1 protein-coding gene is annotated in these 770 nt (G+C 52.9%); it reads left to right on the top strand.

The annotated features are described in order from the left end of the window. The first annotated feature begins 65 nt into the window (after positions 1–65). Positions 66–770, top strand: a complete 705-nt coding sequence (locus tag ABD067_RS25480; RefSeq protein ID WP_001067855.1) for an IS6-like element IS26 family transposase — start codon at positions 66–68, stop codon at positions 768–770.

Genomic DNA, 770 nt, shown 5'->3' on the forward strand with positions numbered 1-770 from the left:
GGGGCACTGTTGCAAATAGTCGGTGGTGATAAACTTATCATCCCCTTTTGCTGATGGAGCTGCACATGAACCCATTCAAAGGCCGGCATTTTCAGCGTGACATCATTCTGTGGGCCGTACGCTGGTACTGCAAATACGGCATCAGTTACCGTGAGCTGCAGGAGATGCTGGCTGAACGCGGAGTGAATGTCGATCACTCCACGATTTACCGCTGGGTTCAGCGTTATGCGCCTGAAATGGAAAAACGGCTGCGCTGGTACTGGCGTAACCCTTCCGATCTTTGCCCGTGGCACATGGATGAAACCTACGTGAAGGTCAATGGCCGCTGGGCGTATCTGTACCGGGCCGTCGACAGCCGGGGCCGCACTGTCGATTTTTATCTCTCCTCCCGTCGTAACAGCAAAGCTGCATACCGGTTTCTGGGTAAAATCCTCAACAACGTGAAGAAGTGGCAGATCCCGCGATTCATCAACACGGATAAAGCGCCCGCCTATGGTCGCGCGCTTGCTCTGCTCAAACGCGAAGGCCGGTGCCCGTCTGACGTTGAACACCGACAGATTAAGTACCGGAACAACGTGATTGAATGCGATCATGGCAAACTGAAACGGATAATCGGCGCCACGCTGGGATTTAAATCCATGAAGACGGCTTACGCCACCATCAAAGGTATTGAGGTGATGCGTGCACTACGCAAAGGCCAGGCCTCAGCATTTTATTATGGTGATCCCCTGGGCGAAATGCGCCTGGTAAGCAGAGTTTTTGAAATGTAA

The sequence above is a fragment of the Craurococcus roseus genome, from assembly GCF_039523795.1.
In the GTDB taxonomy this organism is placed as follows: domain Bacteria; phylum Pseudomonadota; class Alphaproteobacteria; order Acetobacterales; family Acetobacteraceae; genus Craurococcus; species Craurococcus roseus.

Coding starts and splice junctions, on each gene's coding strand:
- ABD067_RS25480 (WP_001067855.1), top strand. CDS start 66: ATGAACCCATTCAAAGGCCGGCATTTTCAGCGTGACATCATTCTGTGG.